We start from the raw sequence: 18,269 nt of genomic DNA on the forward strand, positions 1-18,269 counted from the left end.
GGACACGTCTTGAAGGCCGCAGGATGAGGGAGGGTGACCCCTCCCACATGGATCAGAAAACTCATTTGGCCTTCATTGCCGATACCAGCGCCTTGGCATCTTCACTGTCCCAGGCGGCCGGGCCATTCATGGCGGCAAGCAGACAGCCGTTTTCGTCCAGGAGCATGGTCGCGGGCAGGCCGAAAGCGAGGCCTTCTTTTTTCAGCGTATTGAAGACCCCCATGGAACTGTCGCGGTAGAGCTTCAGCGCGTCGATCTTGTATTCGTCCATGAAGGCTTTCGGCTTTTCGTCCGCGCCAATGTCGATATTAACGGCCACCACCTCGAAATCATTGCCGCCCTTTTCATGTTCCAGAGCGTTCAGCGCCGGCATCTCTTCCCGGCACGGCACGCACCATGTGGCCCAGAGGTTGAGAAGAACCGTCTTGCCCTTGAGATCGGCAAGCGTCATCTCCTGTGCCTCCGGCCCCTTGAAGGAAAGCGGGATGACGCGCGGCCTGTCTGTGCCCGACATGGCCGCCACCTGCCCTTTCAGAAATGGCTTCAGCGAGGCAATGCGGTTTGCCGCGCCCTCACATAAACCGGCGTCAGTCACCGCTGCCCCTTGAACCGGGCTCTCAGACCCAATATGCCTGAACCAGACCGCGCCCGCGCCGCTTAAGACACCGGCAACGGCAGCAATTGCAACCAACTTGGCGGAAGGAAGCCTGAACGGCCTTTTTTCTGTCATCGAATACTCCAGGGCACTGCGAACATGGCTGACGGCACAGATCAGAAATCCTCCAACCAGATGTGGGGCGGGCGTTTCGCTTCCGGGCCGTCTGCCATCATGGAAGAGATAAATGCCTCCATCGGCTTCGACAAGAAGCTTTACGCCCAGGACATCCGCGGCTCTATGGCGCATGCCGCCATGCTGGCGGAAAAAGGCATTATCTCGCAGGAAGATAAAGACAAGATCACTCACGGCCTGAACACGATCCTGTCAGAGATCGAAGCCGGCACCTTCGAATTCTCACGCAAGCTCGAAGACATTCACATGAACATCGAGGCGCGGCTTGCCACCCTCATCGGCACGGCAGCCGGCCGCCTGCACACAGCCCGCTCGCGCAACGACCAGGTGGCGCTCGATTTCCGCCTGTGGGTCAAGGAAGAACTGCAGAAGACCGAGGGTATGCTGACGGCCCTCATCGCCGCCTTCCTCGACCGCGCCGAAGAAAATGCCGATACCGTGATGCCGGGCTTCACCCATCTGCAGACGGCGCAGCCGGTGACCTTCGGCCATCATTGCATGGCCTATGTGGAAATGTTCGGCCGTGACCGCGCCCGCGTGCGCCACGCCATCGAGCATCTGGATGAAAGCCCGATCGGCGCAGCCGCACTCGCCGGCACCGGTTATCCCATCGACCGCCATATGACGGCCAAGGCGCTCGGTTTCCGCGAACCGACCCGCAACTCCATCGACACTGTCTCCGACCGCGATTTCGCGCTGGAATTCCTGTCGATCGCTTCCATCTGCGCCACGCATCTGTCGCGCCTCGCCGAAGAAATCGTCATCTGGTCGACGCCGCAATTCGGGTTCATCCGCCTCTCGGATGCCTTTTCCACCGGCTCATCGATCATGCCGCAGAAGAAGAACCCTGATGCCGCCGAGCTGGTGCGCGCCAAGACCGGCCGCATCAACGGCTCGCTGATCGCTCTTCTGACGGTCATGAAGGGCCTGCCGCTCGCCTATTCCAAGGACATGCAGGAAGACAAGGAACAGGTTTTCGACGCCGCCGAGAGCCTGGAACTGGCGATTGCCGCCATGACCGGCATGATCCGCGACCTTGAAGTGCGCAAGGACCGCATGCGCGCCGCCGCCGGTTCGGGTTATTCCACCGCCACCGATCTCGCCGACTGGCTGGTGCGCGAAGCGGGCCTGCCCTTCCGCGATGCCCACCATGTGACCGGTAATGCCGTGGCGCTGGCGGAGAAGAAGGGCTGCGACCTCGCCGATCTTTCGCTTGAGGAATTGCAGGCCATCCACCCCGGCATCACCAAGGGTGTTTTCGACGTTCTTTCGGTGGAAGCATCGGTTGCCAGCCGCACCAGCTTCGGCGGCACCGCACCTTCGGAGGTGAAGAAGCAGATCGCCTGGTGGCGCGGACGTAACTGATAAAATCGCGTTACGCTGCGATCACAAGAAACAGGGTGCACAAGCGCCCTGTTTTTCGTTATCAGAGAGGCACATATTTCCTTTGGACAGGCCCATGCTTTCAAAAACCGCGCGCAAACTTATCGTTCCCATCGGCATGACGCTCGCCGTCAGCCTTGTTCTCAGCGCCTGCGGGCGTAAGGGCGACATCGACCCGCCGAGCACGCCGGTCGAAATGCGCAACAAGCGCAATGCCGACGGAACGGAGACAAAGCCGGCGACGGCGGAACGGCCGTTCATTCTCGACAAGCTTCTCTGACGGATAAAAGCCTGTGAACCATTTTGGCTATATCGACGGCGTGCTGCACGCCGAAAACGTGCCCGTGCCTGAGATCGCCAAGGCGGTCGGCACGCCATTCTACGTCTATTCGACCGCGACGCTGGAGCGCCATTACAAGGTGTTTTCCGGCGCCTTTGCGGATGTGGACGCCATGGTCTGTTACGCCATGAAGGCCAATTCCAACCAGGCGGTGCTGAAGACGCTGGCAAAGCTCGGCGCGGGCATCGACGTCGTGTCGGGCGGCGAATTGCGCCGTGCGCTTGCAGCCGGCGTTCCGGCAAGCCGCATCATGTTCTCCGGCGTCGGCAAGACGGTGGCGGAAATGGATTATGCGCTGGAAGCCGGCATCTACTGTTTCAACATCGAATCCGAGCCGGAACTGGAAGTTCTCAACCTGCGCGCCGTGAAAGTCGGCAAGCGGGCGCATGTCTCCTTCCGCATCAATCCGGATGTGGATGCGCGCACCCACGCCAAGATTTCCACCGGCAAGAAAGAGAACAAGTTCGGCATTTCCTATGAGCGCGCCCGTGCGGTCTATGCCCATGCCGCCACCCTGCCCGGCATCGAAGTCACCGGTATCGACATGCATATCGGCAGCCAGATCACCGAATTGCAGCCTTTCGAGGACGCCTTCCGGCTGCTGCGCGAACTTGTCGAGGCGCTGCGCACCGACGGACACACGATCAGCCACGTCGATATTGGCGGCGGTCTCGGCATTCCCTATCGCGAGGACAATAATCCGCCGCCGCTGCCGGATGCCTATGCCCATATCGTCAAGAATGAGCTGAAGAGCCTCAACTGCAAGATCGTCACCGAGCCGGGCCGCCTGATCGTCGGCAATGCCGGCATTCTGGTGACGGAAGTGATCTATGTGAAGGACGGCGGCGAAAAGACCTTCGTGATCGTTGACGGCGCGATGAACGACCTCATCCGCCCGACGCTTTATGAGGCCTATCATGGCATCCGTCCGGTGGTGCAGCCCGCCGCAGACGCGCCGCGCATCAAGGCCGATATCGTTGGACCTGTCTGCGAGACCGGCGATTATCTGGCGCTCGACCGGGAGATGGCTGCGCCGCAGCCGGGCGACCTGATCGCCGTCAGTTCCGCGGGTGCTTATGGCGCGGTGCAGGCCGGCACCTACAACTCGCGCCTGCTGGTGCCTGAAGTGCTGGTGAAGGATGACAAATTCCACGTCATTCGCCCGCGCGGCACCTATGAAGAGCTGATCGCGCTCGATTCCGTGCCCGCCTGGCTCGATTGATCTCGCCTGCGTCACCGGTTGGTCGATCACAATCAAGCGAAGCTGCCTAAAAAATGGGGGTGAGGGCTTAGGTGCCCTCGTCTTCGCCACAAAGAATGTTATCCTTGCTCCGTGACATGAAACAGCTCGCCGTTCCGGGAATGGCGTTCGACGTGGCCAGAACCGGGAGAACGGATTGATGACCACAGCCGGAGAGGACAGGACAGGCAGAAAGCGCCCGACCGGCGCGTTCGCGCAGCGGCCGGACCTTGCCCGCCGGGTTGCCGCCAAGCGCTTCTTCGCTAAAATCGTACTGCTTTCGGAAAAAATTGCGCCGAAAACGCTGTGGCCGCTCTCCATCGCCGCCGTGTTTCTGGCGCTTGCCTGGTTCGGCCTCTACCGGCACATGCCGGATTTCCTGCGGCTCGGCGTTGTTTTCGTGCTGGTTTTCAGTTTCATCGCCACGCTTTTGCCAATCCTGCGGCTGAAATGGCCGACGGATAATGATGCATCCCGCCTGCTTGAAGATCGCAACGGTCTCGCGCACCAGCCGGTTGGCGTGCAGGAGGACGAACCGGCCTTCGATACGCCTTTTTCCCGAACGCTGTGGAAAGAACACCAGATCCGCATGGCGGAGCGCATTGCCGCGCTGAATGCCGGCCTGCCAAAACCCGATATCGCCCGTTATGACCGTCTGGCGCTGCGCGCCGTTCCCGCCCTTCTTCTGGCGGCCGCCTTCGGTTTTTCCTATTCAAACGGCGCGGGCACGATTGCCGATGCCTTCCGCAGCCGGCCGGCGGTCGGTCCCCTCAATCCCGATATCCGTCTCGATGCCTGGGTCACGCCGCCATCCTATACCGGCCGCGCGCCGATTTTCCTGACCGGACGCGACGCAACCAACCGTGACGCGGTTTCCGTGCCGCAATCCTCCAAGCTGACGATACGCATGACCGGCGGCGATGGCGGCGAGGAAGTGACTTTCGAGCCTGAAATGGCAGGCGCGCTGCAAAAGCTTGCGCCGGAAGCGGCGCGTGCCGACAGCGCAAGCGGCGATATTGCCGTTCAAACGCCGGTTCGTTCGGCAGACCAGCCCGTCGCGCCGCGCACCTTCGCCATGGATGTTACCGAAAGCGGCATGATCACCGCCAATGGCGAACAATGGGTGTTCAACGTCATCCCCGACCAGCCGCCCAGCATCGCCTTCGACAATATGCCGCGCCGCGCCGTTAACGGCGCGCTGGAAATCGGCTTCACCGCCAAGGACGATTATGGGCTGAAGGAAGCTCACGCCATCATCGAACCGATTGGCGTTGCGGAAGGTGCGACCGCGCTTTATCCACCGCCGGAATTCAAGCTTGATCTGCCGCGACAGAATAATCGCGAGATCAAGGGCCTGACCAGCCGCAACCTGACCGAACATCCGATGGCGGGAAAACGCGTGCGCATCACGCTGGTGGCGACGGACGGCGCCGGGCAGACGGGCCGCAGCCCCGCGCATGAAATGGTGCTGCCGGGCCGCAACTTCTCCGAACCGCTGGCCGCCTCCATTGCCGAGCAACGGCAGATCTTCTCGCTCGACACGCGCCAGATGCCGAAGGCGATCGCCTATAACGAGGCGGTGGGCCTGCGCCCGGAAGAGACCATTCCCAACACCACGCATTATCTCCTGCTGCAATCGGCGCAGACCCGCATGCGGCTCGCCTATAATGAGGAAATGCTGAAGGACACGGCCGATTATCTCTGGCAAATCGCGCTCGGCATTGAGGATGGCGATCTTTCGCAGGCCGAAAGACGCCTGCGCGATGCGCAAACTGCGCTTTCCGAAGCGCTTCAGCGCAATGCCTCCGACGAGGAAATCGCCAAGCTGATGCAGGAATTGCGGGAAGCCATGCAGCAATTCATGAGCGAGCTTGCGCAGCGCATGCAGAATGCGCCGCAGGCCAACATGAACCAGCAGGCACAGAACGTGCTGCGCCAGCGCGATCTGGAAAACATGATAAATCAGATCGAAAACCTTGCCCGCTCCGGCAATCGCGACGCGGCGCAGGAAATGCTCTCGCAGCTGCAGCGCATGATGAACAATCTGCAGGCCGGCAGGCCGCAGCGTCAGGGCCAGCAGGGACAGCAGCAGAGCAGCAAGATGCGCCAGCAGATCGACAAGCTGGGCGAAATCCTGCAGCAGCAGCAGAAGCTGATGGACGAAACCTTCAAGCTCGATCAGGCGCTGCGCGACCGGATGCAGCGCGGTGACCCGCAGCAGGGCGACGACGAGCAGCAGATGGGTGAAAACGGCCAGCAGCCGCAAGAAGGACAGCAGGGCCAACAGGGCGAAAATGGCCAGCAGGGCGGACAGCCAAGTGATCAGATGACCGCCGAACAATTGCGTGAAGCGCTGAAAAACCTGCGTGCGCAGCAGGATGCGCTTGGCAAGCAGCTCGGCGAATTGCAGCAGGGGCTACGCGATCTCGGCATGGAACCGGGCGAAAATTTCGGCAAGGCGCAGCAGGAAATGCAGGGCGCCGGCGAGGCGCTTGGCAAGGGCCAGGGCGAACAGGCTGTCGAAGGTCAGGGCAATGCGCTGAATGCGCTGCGCCAGGGCGCGCAGGACATGATGGGCCAGATCATGCAGGCCATGCGCCAGCAGGGCCAGCAGCCCGGACAGGGTCAGGAAGGCATGGCCGGACAGGGCGGCCAGAACGGCCGCGACCCGCTCGGCCGTCCGCGCAGCACCACCGGCCCGGATTTCGGCGATCAGGTGAAGGTACCTGATGAAATCGACGTGCAGCGTGCCCGCGAAATCCTCGAGGCGATCCGCGAAAAGCTCGGCAACAATCCGCCTGGTGAAATTGAACGGCGGTACCTGGAGCGGTTGCTGGATATACGGTGAGGTTTCGCACAGGCAATGCTGCGGCTCATTATGTCCTCAACGCCTGAACTTTTCCGTCATGCCGGACTTGATCCGGCATCCAGTCGACGCGCGTCTGCGCGGCGGAAAGAGGTCTTTCAGCCCAAGGACTTGGGCTGGCTAGATTCCGGCTCAAGGCCGAATGACGGAAGGTGGGAATAGCGCAACGACGACTGCGGTGATGTCCGGCCAACAAAAAAGGCGGCCCTTTAAATCTCTTCAATCTCGACACTCAGGCCGCAAGCGCCCGCGCCACCGCCTTGCGGATATCCGGAAGCGCAAAGGGTTTGGAAACAACATCCACGATCTTCTCCGCCAGATCGTCAGCCCGTTCTCGCTGCTCGGCATAACCCGTCATCAGCAGGATGCGCATGGCCGGGAAGCGTTCGGCGGCGCGGTGCGCCAGCTCGATGCCATCCATGACCGGCATGCGGATATCCGAAAGAAGAAGATCGAAACTGGTTTCCTGAAGCTTTTCCAGCCCCTGCTCGCCGTCTGCCGCCTCATGGGTCTCATGACCGTCGAGACGCAGCGCGCGGGCGACGAAAGCCCGCAATGCATCCTCGTCTTCGGTAATCAAAATCTTCGCCATCAATCATTGCTCCTGGGCATCATTTCCAGCCGTGAGCAACATCGCAGGCTCCTCTTTTCAAGAGGTAAACACCCAGCCTTTCGCTGGGTGGATGGTTAACGAGGCGTCTCCGCAATGTGCCATCCCGGCACGGCGAAAAAGCTCAGGCGTCGCCGGTCACGACGCCGACGAAAGGCAGTTCGCGGAAGGCATAAGCCACATCCATGCCGTAACCCACGACGAAATAGTCAGGACATTCGAAACCGACATAATCGGCCTCCAGATCTTCCTTGCGCTTGACCTTCTTGTCCAGCAGCACGGCGATGGTGACGTTGCGGGCGCCACGCTCATAAAGCAGTTCCTTGGCGAAACGCAAAGTGCGGCCGGATTCGAGAATATCGTCGATCAGGAGGACGTCGCGGTCCTTCACGTCGCTGTCGATATCCTTGACGATCCGCACCCCTTGCGAAACCGTGCCGGCGCCATAGCTCGACAGCGTGATGAATTCGACTTCGGGCGCAAGGCCGCTGTCATGCAGCGCGCGGATAAGATCGGCCGCGAAAATGAACGATCCCTTGAGCACGGCAATGACCAGCAAATCCTTGGTCGGGCCGCTGGCGATGTGCCTGGCCATGTCGCGATTGCGCTCGGCGATCTGCTCGGCGGTGTAAAGCGGCTCGATATTTTTTCCACGGACGACGGGCATTCTTACTCCTGTGCTACGCCTTGCCGATTTTACCTTTCAGTAAAAATACAGGAGACGCGTTAGCACAGTCAGCGTTCGGACGCACCCGCCTCGACGAAGGAAAGCTTGATGTCAGGCATTTTTCCACCGGGATGGCGCAACTTTGCCGAAAAACCATGGCTGAAGCCAGGCTGCATCTGCCTGACCGGCGGCTCGATGACCATGCTGGCCAAGAGCTGTCCCTTGGCAATGAAGAGGTCGGCGCGAAGCGCGGGCACGTCTTCTAGCGTGGTGCCGTTATTTTCAACGATGCCGTTGATGAGCAGGACCTCCATGCCGCCCGCCTCCTGCGACGTGACGGTGACATGGGAGATGGCAAGCGGGTTTACCGGCGCGGCAACAGCCGACTTTTCCGGCACGACGACGGAGAGGCCGCCCGAGCAGATGAAAACAAAAATGGCAAGCCCCGCGACCAGCGCCGAATAGGCATCCGCAGACAGTCGCGACAATTTGCGATCCACCCAGCCGACGAATGCCAAACCGAGCACACCGGCGGTGACGGGTGGTTTTTCCCTCTGTTGACGCGCCGCACCACGGTTGTCGTTTCCGGGCCGAGGCGAACGGTTTTCCTTGATGGTGACAAATTCCGCGTCTACCACATCGCGATCGGGATTTGCTGCGCGCGCCGAGCGGCGCACCGGCGTTTCCGGCATCAGGAGGTCGAAATCGAATGCCGCTTGCCGGCGAGATGAACGGAACATAGCCATAGAATTCCCCGGTCAGGTTTTCCGGCCCGCAAAACTGGGCATTGCAACGAATCCTGCCAAGTTTTAAATTTAAATGGTTAATGCTTCGCAAAAACGGCTCGCGCAGGCCACCGGATCCGGGTTAAACCCCGACATCCGAACCCCACGCGCCAGCGGCTTGCGAACCACCACGAAACGAAGAGACTGGAAGTCCGTTGATCCATTTCGAAAATGTCGGGTTGCGTTACGGCATGGGACCCGAGATCCTGAGGGACATGACCTTCGACATTCCCAAGGGCTCGTTCCAGTTTCTGACCGGCCCTTCTGGTGCCGGCAAGACCACGCTGCTCCGCCTGCTTTTGATGTCGCTGCAGCCGACGCGTGGCAATATCCGCATGTTCAACCGCGATGTGTCGCGCATTCCGCGCAGCGAGCTGCCGATGCTGCGCCGCCGCGTCGGCATCGTGTTTCAGGATTTCCGGCTGCTCGATCATCTGACGACCTATGAAAATGTCGCCCTGCCGCTGCGCGTGCGCGGCAAGGAAGAGAGCGCCTATCGCAACGACGTGATCGAGCTTCTGAAATGGGTGGGGCTCGGCGAGCGTATCAACGTGCTGCCGGCCATCCTCTCCGGCGGGGAAAAGCAGCGTGCCGCCATTGCCCGCGCGCTGATGGACCAGCCGGAAATATTGCTGGCCGACGAACCGACCGGCAACGTCGATCCGCCAATGGCCAAGCGCCTTCTCAACCTCTTTCTGGAACTCAACCGGCTGGGCACGGCCGTCGTCATCGCCACCCATGATTTTGGCCTGATGGACCAGATCGATGCGCGCCGGATGATCCTGACCGAAGGGCGGCTCGATATCTATGAATGAGATCAACCGCAAACCGTTGAAGCCTGAAGCGGCCCAGCCGAAGCGCCCACCCATGCGCATCCGGCCGATGGCGCCAATCCTGCCGCCCTCCAACATTCAGGGCAATGCACTGATGGTGGTCATCGCCATCATGGCCTTTCTTGCGTGCCTCACACTCGGTGCGGTCTCCATGGTGCGCGCCACCGCCGCCACCTGGCAGAGCCAGATTTCCCGCGAGATCACCATCCAGATCAAGCCCGAGGACGGGCTGGACATGACGGCGGCACTGAACAAGGCGCGCAATCTGGCGCTCACCTTCGTCGGCACGCGCGATGGCACGATCCTCGACGATGCCGCCACCTCACGCCTTCTGGAACCGTGGCTCGGCAGCGGTCTCGACCTTTCCGAACTGCCGATCCCGCGCCTCGTCGTCATCACCATCGACGAAAACAACCCGCCCGATTTTCAGGCAATGCGGGACATGCTGAAGGCTGAGCTTCCGCAGGCGTTTCTCGACGACCACCGCACATGGGTGGACAGGCTGGTCTCCATGGCCAGAACCACGGTCATGATCGGCGTCGGCGTTTTGATTCTCGTCTTCACCGCCATGGTGCTGACGGTGGTATTCGCCACCCGCGGCGCCCTTTCCGGCAACCGGCACATCGTCGAGGTCCTGCATTTCGTCGGTGCCGAAAGCAGCTTCGTGGCGCGGGAGTTTCAAAAGCACTTCCTGAAAATCAGCCTCAAGGGGGCAGCGGCGGGCAGCGCGCTGGCGGCGACGGTTTTTCTTGCAGCCGGTTTCTGGCAGTCGAGCACTGTCGCCACACCACAGAGCGATCAGGCAAGCGCGCTTTTCGGCTCGTTTTCGGTCGGTCTCGGCGGTTATATCGGCATCGCGACAACCATGATCATCATCGCGCTTCTCACCACCATCACGGCGCGCGTAACAGTCATTCGCACGATTGACGATATTGACCGGGTGCGTTCCGATCCGTCGAAAAGCGATGGTCTTGCATCTTAAATGCCGGACCGGATTTCCCGAGTAGACTGAAACCGTTGCAAGCCGGATGTAACCTGCGGACGGTGGACAAAAATGCCTGTTCCTTGCCTTAATCGGCGAGTATTCAGGAGGAATGTTTGTGAGTCGGATGGACCAGGATCAGACAGGCACGCGACCGGCAAAAAAGAGCCTGCTGTCGCGGCGCGGTCGCTTGCGCCGTTTTATTCGTGGCCTCATCCTGCTTTGCGTCATCGCCCTCGGCGCTTTTTCCGGCGGTTTCCTGTGGTTTGCGGATTCCGTTGCCTCCATGCGCCCGCCGGAAGGCGCGAAGGGCGACGCGATTATCGTTCTGACCGGTGGTTACCAGCGCATTGAACAGGCAGTCGGCCTGCTGCGCGACGGCGTGGGCAAGCGCCTGCTGATCTCCGGCGTCAACCCAGCCACCACCCGCTCGCAAATCCGCAAGATGACGCAAGGCTCTTCGGACATGTTTTCGTGCTGCGTGGATATGGGCTATAAGGCCATTGATACGATCGGCAACGCCAATGAGGCGGCAAGCTGGATACGCGATCATAACTATTCCGCCATCGTCGTCGTCACCAACAATTACCATATGCATCGCAGCCTGCATGAATTGCGCAATGCCAGCCCGCAGACGGAGTTCATTCCTTATCCCGTCATCAGTGCGGACCTTGCCCGGACCAACTGGTTCTCCGAGCCGGATGTGGTCAGAACCATGCTTTATGAATATTTGAAGTTCGTAGCGGCGGCGGGACGCGACCTGACCGGCTTCGGCAAGGGTGACGGCCTGCGCAAGGCCTCTGCCGATCATTCCGCGATGAAGGCTGCGAGCACTTCGCCCTGAAGGGAGAGAGAAACGCGCTTGCTGCTTGGCCTTGTTTTCGTGTAGGCGTCTGGCATCGGCATCCGGCATCGAGGCGCTCAAAGTTTCGGAACGGCTGCATCCCGGGAAGGCTGTTGATGCTCAAGCTGCGCTCTTTTCTTTTCAATACGCTGTTTTATCTCAATCTGATTGTCCGCATGATCGTGCTGACGCCGATCTATTTCATCCTGCCACGCAAGATCGCCTTCGAAATTCCCAAGAACTGGGCGCGATCCAACCATTGGCTGATGAAAACCATCGTCGGCACCACCTTCGAGATCGAAGGGCTGGAAAACATTCCCGAGACCGGCTGTATCTTTGCGCCCAAGCATCAGTCCTTCTGGGATACCTATGCGCTGCTGCCCAATCTGCCAGACCCCGTCTACATTCTGAAACGGGAGTTGATGTGGATTCCGCTGTTCGGCTGGTATGTGATGAAACAGCGCATGATCCCGGTCAACCGCGCCGCACGCGGCAAGGTGATGCTGAAGGTCATGGAGCGGGCGAAAGATGAAATGGCCGCCGGCCGCGAGCTCATCATCTACCCCGAAGGCACGCGCCGTCCGCCGGGCGCTGAGCCTGAATACCGTTACGGCATCGCAAGGCTTTACCGCGACCTGCAGGTTCCGGTCATTCCCGTCGCCATGCACCCCGGCCTCTTCTGGCCACGCCGGTCGACCATGCGCTATCCCGGCCATTTCAAGGTGCGTATCCTGCCAGCCATCGAGCCGGGGCTGGACCCCGACGTGTTTTTCAAGCGCTTGATCGATGTGACGGAGAAGGCGAGCGACGAGCTGCTGCTGGAAACCGTGCGCAACAATCCGCACCTGCCGCTGCCGCCAACCGCCATCAAACGCATCGCCGAACTTCAGGGCAAGGACACAGCCGCCGGCTGAGCCGCGAGCGTGCCGACATTGGCGGCAATGCTTTCCAGTAGCGAGTCGCGAATGCCCATATCCTGCAGATGCTGCACGGTATTAAAGACGTAGTCCGTGTTCGGCCCGGAGCGACCCGAGGCAGCCGCGACGATGACCGCCGCCTCGGTCACGCCCAGACCGCCAATATATTGTTCATGCGCGGGATCGGCCACATAGGTCACCGCGCTGCCGCGCCGGCCATCGGCAAAGGCAATTGCAACAACACGTTCCTTGTAGACATTCGTTATGAGTTCACGTTCACGCAGATAGGTCATGACGGGGTCGTGGTCTTTTCCCCTGACGCGGAAGGCGACGCCAAGGCAGGAACCGCCGCGCTCCAGCCCCAGCACGAGGCCCGGCTTTTCCTCCGTACCGCGATAGACGCTGGAACTGATGCAGAGCGAGCGACGATAGCCATGCAGCCGCGCCTGCTGCCTTTCCTCAAAGGCAAAGCCGGGGTTCCACATCAACGAACCGTAGCCAAAGACCCAAAAATCGTCCATATCCCAAGCCAAATCAAAATTACCTGAAGTCTGTTCATCGGAGATCAATATGGCAGCGTCAAGCCAATCCGGCACCTCCAAAAAATTCCTCTGGCTTGGTATCGCCATTGTGCTGGTCATCGGATTTTACACAGCCGGGTGGTTTTATGCCGCCGACAGGCTGAAGCAGACGGTGCTGAACGTGATATCCCCCTCACAGGCCCGAAATGTCAGCGGTGAATGCGGCGATATCGCCTTCAAGGGTTATCCCTTCCGCATCGGCCTCTTCTGCTCGAAGGTGATGGTGGACGACAAGCAGAACGGCGTTTCCGCTTCCTTTGGCGAATTGCGCTCGGCAGCGCAGGTCTACAATCCCGGCCACATCGTCTGGGAACTGGATTCGCCGGCAGAAATCCGCACCGCCCATGGCCTGACGGTTTCTGCCGCCTGGCAGAACATGCAATCGAGCATCGTCACCAAGCTGAAGGGCATCGACCGCACATCGCTCGTCATTGATGGACTGAAGGCGCAGGCCATTTCTTCCGTCACCGGCCAGACCATCGATTTCGATGCCGTGAAGACGGAAATGCACCTGCGCCAGAACGGCGCCGATCTCGACGGTGCAATCACGCTTACCGACTCGGCGACCGTCATCAAGGACTGGCCGCAGGTTCTTCCCCGCCTCGACGCCATCGTTGATGTCACACTCGCGGGCAAGGCGGGCATGGTCGACGGCAGCGACAGTTCCGGCCTGTACGGCGCAAGCGGCGAGCTTCGCCGGCTGGTGGCCGATATCGGCGAGGGCCGCACCATGCGCATCAGCGGCCCCTTCTCCTTCGACAATGAGGGTTATCTCTCCGGTCAGTTCAAGCTGGAGATCGAAAAGCTCGGCGCCTGGTCGGACAATGCCAAGCAGGCGTTCCCACAGCTGCAATCCACCATCGACACAGCCCGCAAGCTGCTCGGCGCGCTTGCCGGCGGCGGCGACAGGGCGTCCGTCGATCTCGTGGTCGATCGCGGTCGCGCCACCGTCAGCGGCTTCATTCCGCTTGGCAAGATCCCGCCGATCTGAGCGGGTGCCCCATATTCAACGTCATCCTCGGGCTTGTCCCGAGGATGACGAAGCAAAGAGTTGGTAATTTGCCAGCGGGTCCGATGGCCGGATCAAATCCGGCCATGACGGTACGTCAGAAGCGACTTACTTCTTCTGATCCAGAGCGTGCCGTCCAAAGTCCGGCGCGTCGACGTCCTGACCGGCCTGCACGATGGAGCGGCGGATGGCGCGGGTGCGGGAAAACAGCTCGAACAGCTTGTCGCCTTCGCCCCAGCGGATCGCTCTTTGCAGGGAGGCGAGGTCCTCGGAAAAGCGCGCCAGCATTTCTAGGATGGCGTCCTTGTTGTGCAGGCAGACATCCCGCCACATGGTTGGATCGGAGGCCGCCAGACGGGTGAAGTCGCGAAAGCCGGAGGCCGAATATTTGATGACTTCCGATTCGGTTACCGTCTCCAGATCATCAGCCGTGCCGACGATGTTGTAGGCGATGATATGCGGCAAATGCGAGACGATCGCCAGAACCTTGTCATGGTGTTCGGCATCCATTTCATCCACGCGCGAACCAAGCGCCCGCCAGAAATCCTTCAGCTTCTCCAGCGCCTCGGCGTCCGTGCCAGGCAGCGGCGTGAAGATGCACCAGCGCTCGCGGAAGAGGCCGGCAAAACCGGCATCCGGGCCGGATTTTTCCGTACCCGCCAGCGGGTGCCCGGGAATGAAATGCACATTGTCAGGCATATGCGGCGCCATCTGCGCGATGACGGACGCCTTGGTGGAGCCGACATCGGTAACGATGGCGCCGGGCTTCAGGTGCGGCGCGATCTGCTGCGCGACGCTTTCCGAAGCCCCGACCGGCACCGAGACGATGACGAGATCGGCATCCTTCACCGCCTCCGCCGCCGAGACCGTGTAATCCGTGCCGAGCGCCAGCTCCGCCGCCCTTTTCAGCGTGTCTTCGCTACGGGTGGAAATCGTGACATGCCGGGCAAGTCCCAATTCCCTGACATCGCGGGCAATCGACGAGCCAATCAGGCCGATGCCGATCAGCGCGATGCGGTCGAACATGATTTCACCCATCACGCCTGCCCCATGAACTCGCCAAGCGCCGCGATGACGCCGAGATTGGCTTCTTCCGACCCGACGGTCATACGCAAGGCATTGGGGAACCCGTAACCGCGTACCGCGCGCAGAATGTAACCGCGGCGACTCAGGAACTCATCCGCATCCGCCGCACGCCTGCCGTCCTGATCCGGAAAATGGATGAGGATGAAATTGGTGACAGAGGGCGTGACGCTAAGGCCGAGACCGGTGAAGGCGGTCACCAGCTTTTCCATCCACAGGGCATTATGTGCCACGGCCTTTTCCACGAATGCCTGATCACGAATGGCAGCGGTGCCCGCCGCTATTGCCGGCGCACTCATGTTGAACGGTCCGCGAACACGGTTCAGCGCATCGATGATGGCGGCTGGAGCATACATCCAGCCGACGCGCAGCGCCGCAAGACCATAGACCTTCGAGAAGGTGCGGGTCATCACCACGTTGCGGTTGCCGGAAACCAGTTCAAGACCAGCCTCGTAATCGTTCTTGCGCACATATTCGGCATAGGCCGCATCCAGCACCAGCACGACATGTTTCGGCAGACCGGCCTGAAGGCGACGGATTTCCGCGACAGGAACGTAGGTGCCGGTGGGGTTGCCGGGATTGGCAACAAAAACCATCTTCGTCTTCGGCGTGACGGCGGCGAGGATCGCATCCACATCGACCGCGCAGTCCTTTTCCTTCACCGTCACCGGGGTCGCGCCTGCGCCCATGATCTGGATCTTGTAGACGAGGAAACCGTGTTCGGTGATGATCGCCTCATCGCCTGCACCGAGATAGACATGGCAAAGCAGGCCCAGGAGCTCATCCGAACCGTTGCCGCACATGATGTTTGCGATGTTGAGACCATGCACATCGGCAATCGCCTGACGCAGCGCGATGGCCTGGCCGTCCGGATAGATTTCCAGATGGCTGGCAGCCGTGCCGAAGGCTTCAATCGCCTTCGGGCTCGGCCCGAGCGGCGTTTCATTGGAGGAGAGCTTATAGACCTTCGCAACGCCGTCCACATGTTCCTTGCCGGGAACATAAGCGGCGATATCCAGAATACCCGGACGCGGAACAGGTTGGCTAAGCTCTGCACTCATTTGATCGACCTTTGGAAAAACGCCGGAGAACCCGGCAACAGCAATGCCGGAGGCATTAGACCGGAATGGGCGTTTTGTCGAGGGTCAGCGCGGCTTTCCGTGCTTTGCGGCGGTGCGGGTGGTGGGAACACCCTGCGGCGCGAGCACGGGTACAAAAACCCGGCGCGAGGCGCGCTGGGTGACGGGCAATCCCTGATAGAGCCGTTTTTGCGCCTCCACCACGATGACGCCCGAGAACAGGGGCCACAGCCTGCGGCCGGTGAGTTCGAGGTAACGGCGGAATTTCAGTACCGGGCGGCTGGTGGTCGGCGGAAAGAACAGCGCCTCGGCGGAAGCCCCCGGCGTGAAGTTGGTTTCACGCAGCAGCGCTGTCAGCTGGCCGCGCGAATAGGGCCGCCCCGAGCCGAAGGGCGTATGCTCCATGCGCGCCCAGACACCGCGCCGGTTCGGCACCACGATCACCAGACGGCCGCCGGGCGCCAGTACCCGCCATAGTTCCTTCAGGCTCTCGCGCGGATTTTCGGCAAATTCCAGCGCGTGCACCATCAGCACCCGGTCTATGGACGAATCGGGAAGCGGCAGTTCCTCGTCAAACACCAGCGCCGTGGAAGACAGCTCGCCAGCCGGCCAGTTCACCGCCCCCTGCCCCGCCGGCATGAAGGCGAAGGTGCGTTCCGTATCATGGCGGAACCGGTCCAGAAACGGCACCGCATAACCGAGGCCGACCAGCCGCTCTTCCGGCAAAGGCGGCCAGAGCGTCGAAAGCGCCATGGTGATCGCCTGCTCGGCCGAGCGGCCAAGCGGGGAATGATAGAATTCGCGCAGATCGACGATATCAGTGTTCATGGGCGAGAATGTAGCATCAGGCGGTTGGACTTCAAGGCGTCTGCCCCTACATTGAAACCCAGGCGGATAAATGCGTCGGCCCCGGCCGGCAAATGGAGAGGATGAGATGAAACCTTTGGAAATAGACGTCTTTCTTTGCCGCAGCGACAATTTCGGGGTTCTGCTGCACGATCCCGAAAGCGGGGCGACCGCCGCCATCGACGCACCCGAGGAAGGCCCGATCCTGCAGGCTCTCGATGGCCATGGCTGGAAACTCACCCATATCTTTACCACCCACCACCATCAGGACCACGTAGAGGCCAATCTGGCGCTGAAGGACAAATTCGGCTGCGAAGTGCACGGGCCTTACGACGAGGCTATCGCGATCCCCGGTCTCGACCGCTCACAGGCAGATGGCGACGAGTTCGAATTTGCAGGACGCCGCGTTCAGGTCATTTCCACGCCCGGCCACACCGCAGGACACATCTGTTATTATCTTCCCGATGACGGCTTGCTGTTTGCCGCCGATACGCTGTTTGCCATGGGCTGCGGCCGGCTGTTCGAACGCCCGGCGGCGGATATGTGGCATTCCTTCCAGAAATTGATGGCGCTGCCCGATGACACAAAAGTCTATTTCGGCCACGAATATACGCTCGCGAATGCCCGCTTTGCGGTCACCGTCGATCCCGACAATGTGGTTCTGAGCGAGCGTGCGGCACGTGTTGAAAAGGCGCGGCAGGCGAATGAATTCACCATTCCCACCACCATCGGGCTCGAAAAGCAGACCAATCCCTATATGCGGGTCGCCGATGCCGGTATCCGCCGGCATCTTGGCCTGGAGACCGCTGCGGACGCGGATGTTTTTGCGGAAATCCGCACGCGCAAGGACAATTTCTGATGGGCGCCGATCTGTCTGCGGAAGCGATCATTCGCGAACTGGGTCTCGAGCCGCATCCCGAGGGCGGTTTTTATCACCAGACTTTTCGCGACAAGGCGGGCGGCGAACGCGGCCATTCGACGGCGATCTATTATCTTCTCGAAAAGGGCGTTCGCTCGCACTGGCATCGGGTCACCGATGCCGTTGAGGTCTGGCATTATTATGCCGGCGCACCCATCGCGCTGCATCTTTCTGACGACGGCCGGGAGGTGCAGACCTTCACGCTCGGTCCCGCCATTCTCGACGGCGAACGCCCACAGGTGATCGTGCCGGCCAATTGCTGGCAATCGGCGGAAAGCCTCGGCGATTTCACCCTTGTCGGCTGCACCGTCTCGCCGGGATTTGCCTTTTCGAGCTTCGTCATGGCCGAACCCGGCTGGTCGCCGGGGGATGCGCCCTGAATCTGGAGCAGTCGCCTGCGGAGTGAGTGAGTGCCCCTTGTTTCTTCTCCCCGAGGGGGAGAAGTCCGCGGCAGCGGGATGAGGGGGGCAACGGTCGAGATATCCGGCAACGTCG

18 protein-coding genes and 1 pseudogene are annotated in these 18,269 nt (G+C 60.8%); 11 read left to right on the forward strand and 8 right to left on the reverse strand.

Annotated elements, in window-relative coordinates; all coding sequences use genetic code 11:
• Window positions 1–61: 61 nt before the first annotated feature.
• Window positions 62–730 carry a thiol:disulfide interchange protein TlpA gene (tlpA, locus tag AGR13A_RS17490; protein WP_035222595.1) on the reverse strand — a complete coding sequence of 223 codons (669 nt, stop codon included), beginning with the start codon at window positions 728–730 and terminating at the stop codon, window positions 62–64.
• A gap of 24 nt (window positions 731–754) precedes the next feature.
• On the opposite strand from tlpA, the gene argH reads away from it, so the two are divergent.
• The 4 genes from argH to AGR13A_RS17510 all read left to right on the forward strand — a co-directional run bounded on the left by argH (window position 755) and on the right by AGR13A_RS17510 (window position 6,601).
• Window positions 755–2,155, forward strand: coding sequence for an argininosuccinate lyase (gene argH, locus AGR13A_RS17495; protein WP_080838033.1), 1,401 nt, complete (start codon window positions 755–757; stop codon window positions 2,153–2,155).
• Window positions 2,156–2,249: 94 nt separating this feature from the next.
• Window positions 2,250–2,453: an LPS translocon maturation chaperone LptM gene (gene lptM / locus AGR13A_RS17500; protein WP_003497438.1), complete on the forward strand. Its 204-nt coding sequence runs from the start codon at window positions 2,250–2,252 to the stop codon at window positions 2,451–2,453.
• Between the two features lie 13 nt (window positions 2,454–2,466).
• Window positions 2,467–3,735 (forward strand): diaminopimelate decarboxylase, encoded by a 1,269-nt coding sequence (gene lysA / locus AGR13A_RS17505; RefSeq protein WP_035222590.1) that lies wholly within the window; start codon window positions 2,467–2,469, stop codon window positions 3,733–3,735.
• Window positions 3,736–3,913: 178 nt separating this feature from the next.
• The gene (locus tag AGR13A_RS17510; protein ID WP_080838036.1) at window positions 3,914–6,601 is read left to right on the forward strand and encodes a TIGR02302 family protein; all 2,688 of its coding nucleotides are present in this window, start codon (window positions 3,914–3,916) and stop codon (window positions 6,599–6,601) included.
• Window positions 6,602–6,851: 250 nt separating this feature from the next.
• Here AGR13A_RS17510 and AGR13A_RS17515 read toward each other — a convergent pair whose 3' ends face one another.
• The 3 genes from AGR13A_RS17515 to AGR13A_RS17525 form a co-directional block, all read right to left on the reverse strand.
• Entirely contained in the window at window positions 6,852–7,211 is a 360-nt protein-coding gene (locus AGR13A_RS17515; RefSeq protein ID WP_003497441.1) for a response regulator, read from the reverse strand.
• A gap of 142 nt (window positions 7,212–7,353) precedes the next feature.
• Window positions 7,354–7,896: a hypoxanthine phosphoribosyltransferase gene (hpt, locus tag AGR13A_RS17520; protein ID WP_080838040.1), complete on the reverse strand. Its 543-nt coding sequence runs from the start codon at window positions 7,894–7,896 to the stop codon at window positions 7,354–7,356.
• Window positions 7,897–7,964: 68 nt separating this feature from the next.
• On the reverse strand, window positions 7,965–8,636 hold the full coding sequence (locus AGR13A_RS17525; protein ID WP_080838043.1) for a hypothetical protein: 672 nt from the start codon (window positions 8,634–8,636) through the stop codon (window positions 7,965–7,967).
• A 200-nt stretch (window positions 8,637–8,836) separates the two neighbouring features.
• Between AGR13A_RS17525 and ftsE the strand changes: the two genes are divergently transcribed.
• The 4 genes from ftsE to AGR13A_RS17545 all read left to right on the forward strand — a co-directional run bounded on the left by ftsE (window position 8,837) and on the right by AGR13A_RS17545 (window position 12,254).
• Window positions 8,837–9,496 (forward strand): cell division ATP-binding protein FtsE, encoded by a 660-nt coding sequence (ftsE, locus tag AGR13A_RS17530; RefSeq protein WP_003497447.1) that lies wholly within the window; start codon window positions 8,837–8,839, stop codon window positions 9,494–9,496.
• Window positions 9,489–10,496, forward strand: coding sequence for a cell division protein FtsX (locus tag AGR13A_RS17535; RefSeq protein ID WP_035222576.1), 1,008 nt, complete (start codon window positions 9,489–9,491; stop codon window positions 10,494–10,496). The genes ftsE and AGR13A_RS17535 overlap by 8 nt, the downstream gene beginning before the upstream one ends.
• A 127-nt stretch (window positions 10,497–10,623) precedes the next feature.
• Window positions 10,624–11,340 (forward strand): YdcF family protein, encoded by a 717-nt coding sequence (locus AGR13A_RS17540; protein ID WP_167377631.1) that lies wholly within the window; start codon window positions 10,624–10,626, stop codon window positions 11,338–11,340.
• Between the two features lie 116 nt (window positions 11,341–11,456).
• Entirely contained in the window at window positions 11,457–12,254 is a 798-nt protein-coding gene (locus AGR13A_RS17545) for a lysophospholipid acyltransferase family protein (RefSeq protein WP_080838049.1), read from the forward strand.
• Here AGR13A_RS17545 and AGR13A_RS17550 read toward each other — a convergent pair.
• Window positions 12,227–12,778 (reverse strand): gamma-glutamylcyclotransferase, encoded by a 552-nt coding sequence (locus tag AGR13A_RS17550; protein ID WP_080838054.1) that lies wholly within the window; start codon window positions 12,776–12,778, stop codon window positions 12,227–12,229. The two genes, AGR13A_RS17545 and AGR13A_RS17550, sit on opposite strands and share 28 nt — an antisense overlap.
• 49 nt (window positions 12,779–12,827) lie before the next feature.
• Here AGR13A_RS17550 and AGR13A_RS17555 point away from each other — a divergent pair, with 49 nt between their 5' ends.
• Entirely contained in the window at window positions 12,828–13,829 is a 1,002-nt protein-coding gene (locus tag AGR13A_RS17555; RefSeq protein WP_080838057.1) for a DUF2125 domain-containing protein, read from the forward strand.
• Window positions 13,830–13,955: 126 nt separating this feature from the next.
• Here AGR13A_RS17555 and AGR13A_RS17560 read toward each other — a convergent pair.
• From AGR13A_RS17560 to AGR13A_RS17570, 3 genes and pseudogenes are all read right to left on the reverse strand, one after another.
• Window positions 13,956–14,906 (reverse strand): annotated as a pseudogene (locus AGR13A_RS17560) (prephenate/arogenate dehydrogenase family protein); the annotation flags it as partial.
• Window positions 14,885–15,991, reverse strand: a complete 1,107-nt coding sequence (gene hisC / locus AGR13A_RS17565; protein WP_080838062.1) for a histidinol-phosphate transaminase — start codon at window positions 15,989–15,991, stop codon at window positions 14,885–14,887. The gene hisC and the pseudogene AGR13A_RS17560, both read right to left, overlap by 22 nt.
• Before the next feature lie 84 nt (window positions 15,992–16,075).
• Window positions 16,076–16,837 (reverse strand): class I SAM-dependent methyltransferase, encoded by a 762-nt coding sequence (locus AGR13A_RS17570; protein ID WP_035222565.1) that lies wholly within the window; start codon window positions 16,835–16,837, stop codon window positions 16,076–16,078.
• 106 nt (window positions 16,838–16,943) lie between these two features.
• Here AGR13A_RS17570 and gloB point away from each other — a divergent pair, with 106 nt between their 5' ends.
• Entirely contained in the window at window positions 16,944–17,714 is a 771-nt protein-coding gene (gloB, locus tag AGR13A_RS17575) for a hydroxyacylglutathione hydrolase (protein ID WP_080838065.1), read from the forward strand.
• Window positions 17,714–18,154, forward strand: coding sequence for a cupin domain-containing protein (locus AGR13A_RS17580; protein ID WP_167377580.1), 441 nt, complete (start codon window positions 17,714–17,716; stop codon window positions 18,152–18,154). Before gloB ends, AGR13A_RS17580 begins: the two co-directional genes overlap by 1 nt.
• The last annotated feature ends 115 nt before the right edge of the window (window positions 18,155–18,269 follow it).

The sequence above is a fragment of the Agrobacterium genomosp. 13 str. CFBP 6927 genome (genome assembly GCA_900012615.1).
GTDB lineage: Bacteria > Pseudomonadota > Alphaproteobacteria > Rhizobiales > Rhizobiaceae > Agrobacterium.